6 protein-coding genes and 2 pseudogenes are annotated in these 8,163 nt (G+C 57.4%); 7 read left to right on the top strand and 1 reads right to left on the bottom strand.

Features of this window, described 5'->3' with window-relative positions; all coding sequences use genetic code 11:
- The first annotated feature begins 1,944 nt into the window (after nt 1–1,944).
- The 3 genes and pseudogenes from ACM43_RS10145 (at nt 1,945) to ACM43_RS10155 (ending at nt 4,536) form a co-directional block, all read left to right on the top strand.
- On the top strand, nt 1,945–2,775 hold the full coding sequence (locus ACM43_RS10145) for a nodulate formation efficiency C protein (protein ID WP_100213463.1): 831 nt from the start codon (nt 1,945–1,947) through the stop codon (nt 2,773–2,775).
- Nucleotides 2,776–3,513: 738 nt separating this feature from the next.
- Nucleotides 3,514–3,624 (top strand): annotated as a pseudogene (locus ACM43_RS10150) (transposase); the annotation flags it as partial.
- A gap of 405 nt (nt 3,625–4,029) precedes the next feature.
- Nucleotides 4,030–4,536, top strand: coding sequence for a DUF346 domain-containing protein (locus ACM43_RS10155; protein WP_050996317.1), 507 nt, complete (start codon nt 4,030–4,032; stop codon nt 4,534–4,536).
- A 388-nt stretch (nt 4,537–4,924) separates the two neighbouring features.
- On the opposite strand, the gene ACM43_RS10160 is transcribed toward ACM43_RS10155, so the two are convergent.
- The gene (locus tag ACM43_RS10160; RefSeq protein WP_036032126.1) at nt 4,925–5,128 is read right to left on the bottom strand and encodes a transposase; all 204 of its coding nucleotides are present in this window, start codon (nt 5,126–5,128) and stop codon (nt 4,925–4,927) included.
- A 105-nt stretch (nt 5,129–5,233) separates the two neighbouring features.
- On the opposite strand from ACM43_RS10160, the pseudogene ACM43_RS38815 reads away from it, so the two are divergent.
- The 4 genes and pseudogenes from ACM43_RS38815 to ACM43_RS38820 all read left to right on the top strand — a co-directional run.
- Nucleotides 5,234–5,429 (top strand): annotated as a pseudogene (locus ACM43_RS38815) (IS110 family transposase); the annotation flags it as partial.
- Between the two features lie 268 nt (nt 5,430–5,697).
- Nucleotides 5,698–7,125, top strand: coding sequence for a di-heme-cytochrome C peroxidase (locus ACM43_RS10165; RefSeq protein WP_333919209.1), 1,428 nt, complete (start codon nt 5,698–5,700; stop codon nt 7,123–7,125).
- The gene (locus tag ACM43_RS38595; RefSeq protein ID WP_333919210.1) at nt 7,077–7,355 is read left to right on the top strand and encodes a hypothetical protein; all 279 of its coding nucleotides are present in this window, start codon (nt 7,077–7,079) and stop codon (nt 7,353–7,355) included. The genes ACM43_RS10165 and ACM43_RS38595 overlap by 49 nt, the downstream gene beginning before the upstream one ends.
- Before the next feature lie 230 nt (nt 7,356–7,585).
- Nucleotides 7,586–7,984: an avidin/streptavidin family protein gene (locus ACM43_RS38820; RefSeq protein WP_036032120.1), complete on the top strand. Its 399-nt coding sequence runs from the start codon at nt 7,586–7,588 to the stop codon at nt 7,982–7,984.
- Nucleotides 7,985–8,163: the final 179 nt, after the last annotated feature.

Below are 8,163 nucleotides of genomic sequence, written 5' to 3' on the forward strand. Positions count from 1 at the left end.
AATCCCGATGATCTGCTCTTCCGAAAAGCGGCTGCGCTTCATGCTCTGGTCCTTGTTGTGAGCCAGAACGAACTTCACACTGGATTAAGCCCCTGGGGCAAGGTCACTCACGCGCGAGCGGTAGCGCGGAAGTATCCGCGATACGCTGAATGAAGTCCGTGGGGAACGGGAGGCAACATGGACCTCATCCTGTGCCTGAGTTTATCGTAGTCTGAAAACCGCGAGCTGGGATCTTCGGGCCAACGCGTCCGGTCTCTGCGCAGACCAGCCGAACCAATTCGTTGGGCGTCATGTACGGCGCTGATAAGTCGAAAGCTGGCATATTAGAAGGCTTGCTGCGGTGAACGCCTGGATGGCCATTGCGATCCGGTTTTCAATCATGTGGATATCCCTCAGTACGCCAGGGACACGACCTCATCCGAAGCAAATGGAGCCTCGAGAATGATTATTCAAGTCGCGAGTTGCAACAGCATGCGCGTGCTCACCTACTAGGCCTAGTTGTTGATCGGCGACGGAGGCATGCCAACGTTGCTAACGACGCTGACGCTGGTCAAAGCGCCGGCTTGCCTGAAGGCAGGGGGCGTTCGCAAATAGTAGAGGAGAGATATCATGAATCGCTCTGTCGCCACTATCGCACTGACGCGTTTGGGAATCGCTCTTTCCAGTGTTGCCATCGCACAGACAGCTAGACAGGAGAACAACACCCTTCCAGGGCAGGAGCGCGCTCTCAGTGTCGCGCCGGGCTAAGTGCAGCCGACCAGAGGGGTCGTGTTTTTGACAGCGGCAATCAACTCAGACGGCAGCATAGCGGGCTGCTTCGGTTACAACACCGCGAACACCAAGAGGGGCTGGCATATATCAGATCGATTTCGGACACAACGTCCAAGCAATCAAGGGTTGGAGCCGATGGGTTCAGGCCGACACCTTGACGAACGGTGCGGAGAACGCTTGGTGTAACACTGCCGACCGGGCCGGCAATGACAATGCAGTTTGGGTTAACTGCCAGACTAGCAGTGCGCCGGTTGACGCATCCTTCTTCTTGTTCGTCGCCACCGAACTTGCGTGGCGACCTCAACCCCAGTGAGGACGATCGGCCTTCCCACGCTGATCGAGGGCGGGTAAGAAGTAGAGTATTTTCGCTAGTCACGCACGCCCACTCTCACTGGGCTCGTCCGGCTTTTCCTGATTATCGGGCGAGCACGCGAGCAGGCCGCCACCGTTGTGAGCGTGCATGTCGATCTCTTGCCCGCACGCGAGTGCCGTCTCGAACCGCAAATGATTACAGTGGTGTCCGTAGCGAAGGCCTAATCCACTCACTTGAGATCATTTGCTTCGGGGTTCTTGGCAGGATCGTTGATGGCCGGAAGCTCGCATGATCCTGCGCGACATGCAGGCCGACGACGGCGCGCATCTTGCACAACGTCAGAAGTCTTCGGGAGCGATTTGAGCCGGAGGAGTAGCAAAGGAGGCCGCTCGCGTCGTCGTGCAAATGGCGGGAAAGCAATCTATAGAGCGCGACGAGGCGATGCGCGATATCGCACGCCTCTGCCGCAGTGATCTCCTCCCCGACACGGCTCTGTATATACGCCGAAGCTCTTCGAATCGTTCGGATGAGAATTGATGGCCAGTTCGTACTATGCCCGATGAGATGTAGTGCTGGGGCGCATCCTTCACAGAAGCTGAAAATGCAGGCAAGCGCATTCAAGCACACTACGCATGCTCTCCACTGCCAGCCGAGGTGTTGTTCTAAAAGTCAAGCTGATCAAATGGCCCCGGACCTCCTTGGGCCCGCTCCGCAGAAGTGTCGGCACCTGCATCAGATCGCCAGCAGGCTGGGGTGAACGAAATTGATTTGGGTGCCAACCAGTCCTGGTAGCTGCGCCGCCACTCTCCTCAAGATACAATTTTGCGCGGATATCAGGATAGCTGCGCGGGGTAAGAGAAATGATCGAAAGGCGCGTGCTTTGGCTTTGTCTCGTTATCGGTCTCTGTATCGGCCTTGGCGTATGGTTGATCTTGCCGGGTGGGCCGGCCGGTAAGAGCGATGGTGTTCGTACGAGCGACAACCCGCTTATCGATAAGGTCAAATCAACCTGGCGAGCGCAGGATGGTGAGACAGCGGAGCAAATCTTCACCAAGGTCTCGAAGGTAGCACACTTCATCCCCAGGGGATGGGAGGCTGGTCAAAAGGCCGACTCGGGCGAGTCAGTTATTTTTTCATGGGCCAAACACCGGGCCGATAAAACAAAGGAAGAGTACACGGTCACGTGGGAGGTGATGCCCGATGACACAGTGAAAATTGTGGCGCCGTATGCAAAGCCGATGGAACTAGGCTGGCAGGCGTTCGCACTCTCGCTCATCGCGGACGAAGTGACAAACGACGAAAGCGGCGTGAACCGTCACTTTCTGCATAATCCCGCTAACTTCAACTTCGTGACCACCGCCCAGGGCAAGTTGGGCGATCTTCTGCGGCGTGGCCGCTGCGCTATCGGCGAGCCGGTTGGAGTGCATTACTCGCCGACGAGAGATGAGCAGCAAACCACGAAGGGCGGGCTATGGCGCGTCGAGCTTTCGGTCGACTGCAATGTTCCCGGACCTAGTTACTTCACGCGCGACGGAATCATTATTTTCGAGAAGCGTGAAGGGCAAGATTGGGAGCCACAATCGTTCTTTGCCAAGCTTATCGCCACGTATGCACCCGGCTCTTGGTTTAAGCTTGCGGACCCGAAAGATCAGGAATCGTTCGAGGCGGACAGGAAGGTGTTGTCAAAATGACGTTCGCCGTCGATGATGAAGTCGCATCGCTCTTCAAAGTGTCTGCGCTTCGTGCTGCACACTCGATCTCGACAACCAAGCTCAAGTGGAGTTTGTCGGACGGTTGGGCGAGGTAAGATTGCAGACCAACACGGTTGCCGTGCTTTCACGTTCCGAGCCTGTTTGTTCAATACGCAAACTGATCAGCCGCTAACGTCTGTCTACAGCGGAACTATCGAGTATTGGGCCACTGTAGGACCTGCCAGACGCATCGATTATCCAATCTCCCTAGGCGATCGTCTCGCCGGACCGCGACCGTTCCGTCTCCGCAACCCCGAGCAGCTCCGACGGAGCAATCGCGGTCGGCCCGCCGCTGGAGAGAAAGAATGGCAGCTTGAAAACAGCCCGCAGTTAAAGGGCCGATTGACATCCATCGATCTTTTCAACCTTTAGCCGCTGACGTCGATGTATGAGGGCTCACTTGCTCGGCCGCCAGTTTGGTCTCTTCAACGCAAAAGCCCGCCATATGGCGGCTTTTGCGTTATGCTTCATCACCTTTGCCGTATCACCTTTGCTAATAATAACTGGGTGGTTGCCCACGGGTTGCCCAAAAAGTGATAAAGTCTGACTAATCCCGGCTGGCTTGAGTACGATTGAAAGCCTCCGATTCTGGGCTCTACTTCTAGTCGTTCCTTGTGACCTTGCCCCACAGGCTTAATCCAGTTTGAAGTTCGTGCTGGCCCACAACAAGGCCAGAGCATGAAGCGACGCAGCCGCTTTTCGGAAGAGCAGATCATCGGGATTTTGAAGGAGCATGAAGCCGGCGTGTCGGTTGCCGATCTGTGCCGCAAGCATGGCGTCAGCGACGCTCTCGCGCAGCGCCGGGACGCGTGGGGTGAGTGCAACCAAAGCGTTGCTTCGCTCACTGGAGAATGCAGGGAACTTGAACGCGGGATCACTTTCACGCGAGACCATCTTGTCGGCGCCATCGCAGGGCAAAAGTGTGCGGACTTCAGATTGCGCATTGTTAATTGTTCTCCTCATAACACAATTGGAGGCTGTCGTGACAAATGCAGCAGCAGCGCTTACCAACTCGGTATCGGTGACAGAGAATTCCGATGGACGTTGGAGGTGTTTAGTCTCGGAATCGATAGGGCACTCTAGCATATCTCGCAGGAGAAGCCGCATGCCGGGCCGTGGTCAACCTGAGCCTCGCTTGGCGGCGTTCTCACCAGCTCGCCGTCCAGCGTCGATAATTCGGATGGCCGTCTCGAAGTGTTCGCCCGTGGCATCGACAAAGCGTTGTGGCACATCTGGCCGGACAAGCCACATGCCGGACCGTGGTCAGGCTGGGCCTCGCTCGGCGGCGGCATCACCAGCGATCCTGCCGTGGTCGACAATTCCGATGGCCGTCTCGAAGTGTTCGCCCGGGGCACCGACAACGCGTTGTGGCACATCTGGCAGGAGGAGCCGCATGCCGCTCCGTGGTCCGGTTGGGCCTCGCTTGGCGGCCAGATCACCAGCGATCCCGCCGCGATCGCCGACAGCGACGGCCGGCTGGAAGTGTTTGCGCGCGGGGCTGACAACGCGCTTTGGCACATCTGGCAGGATAAGCCGCGCTCCGGACCGTGGTCCGGCTGGGCATCCCTGGGCGGCGTTCTCCTGAGCGATCCACTCGCGCCTGACGGACTGCACAAGAGGTCGGCCGTCTCACAAGGCGGCCTAACTGACCCATCATTATGCGACTACGTCGTCACACAACGTCGCTTCATCGCGCGCTAATTCCGGCTTTGGACCGGCCCTCGGCCCCGTTACCCGTTTTAATCCGTTGAACGGCGATTTACGCTTCGTGTCGCACGCCATGGAAAACTGCTCCCTCGGCGTCACGAGGAATTGCCCCCTCCTCGGATAGCCGAGGAGAGAGCGAATGAACGAGGAACGAATAACGGAAGGCTCGTCGTGGATTGATCCACGGGGGCAGGTGATGAAGACGCCGGATGACGTGGCGGAGATGTTGCGCCTGAGGGCGTGCGGGTAGGGTCTGAAGCGGATTGCGCGGCAGCTGGGCTGCAGCCATCACACGTCATCGACGCGCCGCAAGGACCGAGCGCGCCCTCAGCCGGCACCGGATCGCGGCAGACCGAGTGCCGGATCTGGCGCGCTCCTCTTCTCACCCCGCGTCGGATGGTTGCACGCTCGAATACTCCGACGCCACGAGGCTGAAAAAGGCCGTCAACTTGAGGTCGTTGAAGCGAGAGAAGTCGCCGGCGTCGGCAGCCGCCGTCACGGCAACGATGAAGGTGACGCCCCGCATTGCCTGCAGGGCCTCTACAAATGGCGTGATCGACCATTGTGGCGCCAGCTCCCCGATCACTTGGACAAACAGTCCACACGGACCTCAGCGTCGGTCACGGCATGAATGTAGTCCTGCAGAACGATTTGGCTCGCCGGGTGCTCGAAGGCGCGCCGTATTGAGCCCGCCGGACTCTGCAGATATGGCCTGCATCGCGACAACTGAACGGACTGGGGCACGACTGCCACGTCGTGGTTCCCTCGCTGATCCCGATGAAGGCCGGGGATCGAGTAAAAACCGACCGGCGCGATGCAGCGGTGCTGGCCAAGGGCGGGCTGACAGCTGTGGGGGTCTGGATGCGGCGCATGAGGCCCTGCGCGAGCCCTCGGATTATGGCGCAGATTCTGCGATTTCCATTGGTGGGCGATGCAGAGGCAGCCGACATCACTACAAAACTTGGTAGGTTGAACTTGATGGGTCTTTAATACCAAATCACCTGCCCTCAGATGCTAGACTGCCGTCTGAGGCTCTTTCTGATCGGCTTAACCGTTGCTACCACGACAAGATCGAGCGCACAGGGCGCGGACGCTATTCCATTCTACGTTGACCAAGGTGCAGAGTGGACCGCGACGGCGAGAGCGGACTTCTATGTGCGCGATCAGGGCTCGCGTTTGATCGCGCTCTCCTGGATGCAGGCTCTAAAGCAAAGGAACGGACAACCGTTCCTCGCCGATGGTTTGTCGCGGTACGGCTATCTCCCCAATCCTGGCAACAAGGTCAGTCTTCCCGTCGGCTTTCATGCCTCCGGTCCTGAAGGTTTCCAAATTGTCGGAATGACCTGCTCCGCATGTCATACGCGCCAGATCGAAGTGGAAGGCAATGTGTATCGTGTCGATGGCGGTCCCGGACTCGTGGACTTCTACACGCTGCTTGGTGACTTGGACAAGGCTGTCGGCGATGTGCTTGCTAGCGATGACTCGTTTGCTCCTTTTGCTGCAGCTGTTCTGCAGTCGGCAAATCCCGATACGGCTGATCTTGAGGTTCTTCGCCGGCAGGTAGACAGGTGGTACTTGCGGTTTCACACGCTTGTGGTGCGAGCCCTGCCCAAAAGCGGCTGGAGAGTAGGCCGTTTGGATGCTGTCGGGATGATCTTCAACCGGTTATCCGGACTGGACATCGGTCCGCCACCCGATTTCATGATCCCGGAAAACATAAAAACCGCTGACGCTCCCGTGAGATACCCATTCCTTTGGAATGCGCCGCGGCAGGACAAGACGCAATGGCCGGGATTTGCAAAGAACGGAAGTGACATCTTGGGGCTGGCCCGGAACGTTGGCGAGGTTTTAGGGGTGTTCGCTACGTTCGAGCCGAAGCGTCAGGGAGCGGTCATCAATTTCCTCAATGGCAATTCCACCAATTTCGACGGCCTTAGCGAGCTTGAAAACCTCGTGAAGCGAATCGGCCCTCCGAAATGGCCCTGGAAGATTGACGCTGCCTTAGCCATCCGGGGTAAGATGATTTTCGAAAAAGGTTCCGATGAAGGGGGATGCAGCGGTTGTCATGGGATTGAAGGCGGCGAGCAGCGCTTTCCATTCATCAAAACGTGGAGAACCGTGGTGCAGAACGTCGGTACCGATACACGTGAGTACGATGTTCTCGCCTGGAAAGCGAAGACAGGCGTCCTGAACGGAGCGTACATTCCCTTCGCAACCGCTCCTCTTAAGGAAAGGGATCAGGTTCTTAACATTCTCGCGACCTCGGTCATTGGTTCGATCGCAGAACACTTGCTAGCCGGTGGTGACCCTTCCACCAACGCACGGGTCGCGGCGTCACCAGATCCGGGGTCGTCGGAGACCCCGGAGTCTCTGGGGTTGGTACGACTACCGCCGACCCTGCAGGATCTGGTAACGGCGTTCGACGCTGTCAGCACTTCGGAAGAGATCAAAAAAGCCAAGCGGAAGGGGCAGAAAAGGCATCGCGCAGTCGACTCCCTCAATGGGGCGCCTACGAGGCCCGCGTTCTGCAGGGCATTTGGGCCGCCGCACCTTATCTTCATAACGGCTCGGTTCCTACCCTAGCGGAATTGCTCAAACCATCCGGGCAGCGCAAATCGCAGTTTAGCATTGGACGGAAGTACGACATCGAAAACGTTGGTCTTGCCGCCGCTCAGGAGCCTCAAAGTGACTCACTATCCGTCACGGATTGTAATGACATCAATTCTGGAAACAGCCGATGCGGCCACGAGTACGGGACGAATTTGAGCGAACAAAACAAAATGGCGCTGCTCGAATACCTCAAGACGCTGTGACCCGTCGTTCGCTCTTTGAGCATTCTCAAGAGGTCGGTACCCAACGTCGCTCGAAATGAGGCCGTCGGCAAATCCACCTCTGGAGAATCTGGCGAAACTACGAAGCGAGAACTTTTCGTGGACGGGTGCGCTTCTGGGTTGATTGTGGAAGCGAATTGCATGGCCGCATCATGAGAGCGAATCTATATCTGGCAGCGCTTGTGCAGTTGCCTAATGCCTAGGGGAATACCATGACACGCTTGTTTGTGCTTCTGCTCTTTGCCGTCATATCGGTATCTGCTCACGCGCAGTTGCCCGTCCCCTCCACATGGGTGAATCAAAGGGGCTCGTTTCTCTCGATCCAGATGCTAGACCCGTCAACAGGGAATTTCGCGGGAACGTATGTCAACAACGCGACTGGATTTTCGTGCCGGGGACAGCCTTACCCTGTCGCAGGCGTCGTCACGGCAAACAGAATAGATTTCTACGTCAATTGGACGGCACCCGCGGCCCCAGACTGCAAAACAATCACGATTTGGAATGGTCGTGTAGCTGCTAATAAGATTCCAGCTGGGTGGACACTATATTACGTGGGATCGGACTGGCAGTTTCATAAAATGACGGGGCGTGACTTGTTCACGAGGAGGTAGACCAAACTGCTTCAAGTTTGTCGTTCCTGTCAGGGGTGCGCATTCCGACGAAGTCGGCCGTGGATTCCGAGCGAAGCCGGCCGCCTGTACCGATTGTGACCTGCCACTGCGTATTCCTCCAGAAGGAGTTAGAGTCCGGCCCGAAGCGAAGCGGCTGAGGCCTTGGAAGAGCAGAACGC

The sequence above is a fragment of the Bradyrhizobium sp. CCBAU 45321 genome (genome assembly GCF_028128975.1).
Lineage (GTDB): Bacteria > Pseudomonadota > Alphaproteobacteria > Rhizobiales > Xanthobacteraceae > Bradyrhizobium > Bradyrhizobium yuanmingense.

Excerpts from the sequence above, each read along its gene's own strand:
- ACM43_RS10145 (WP_100213463.1), top strand. The coding sequence starts at position 1,945 with ATGATCGAAAGGCGCGTGCTTTGGCTTTGTCTCGTTATCGGTCTCTGT.
- ACM43_RS38820 (WP_036032120.1), top strand. The coding sequence starts at position 7,586 with ATGACACGCTTGTTTGTGCTTCTGCTCTTTGCCGTCATATCGGTATCT.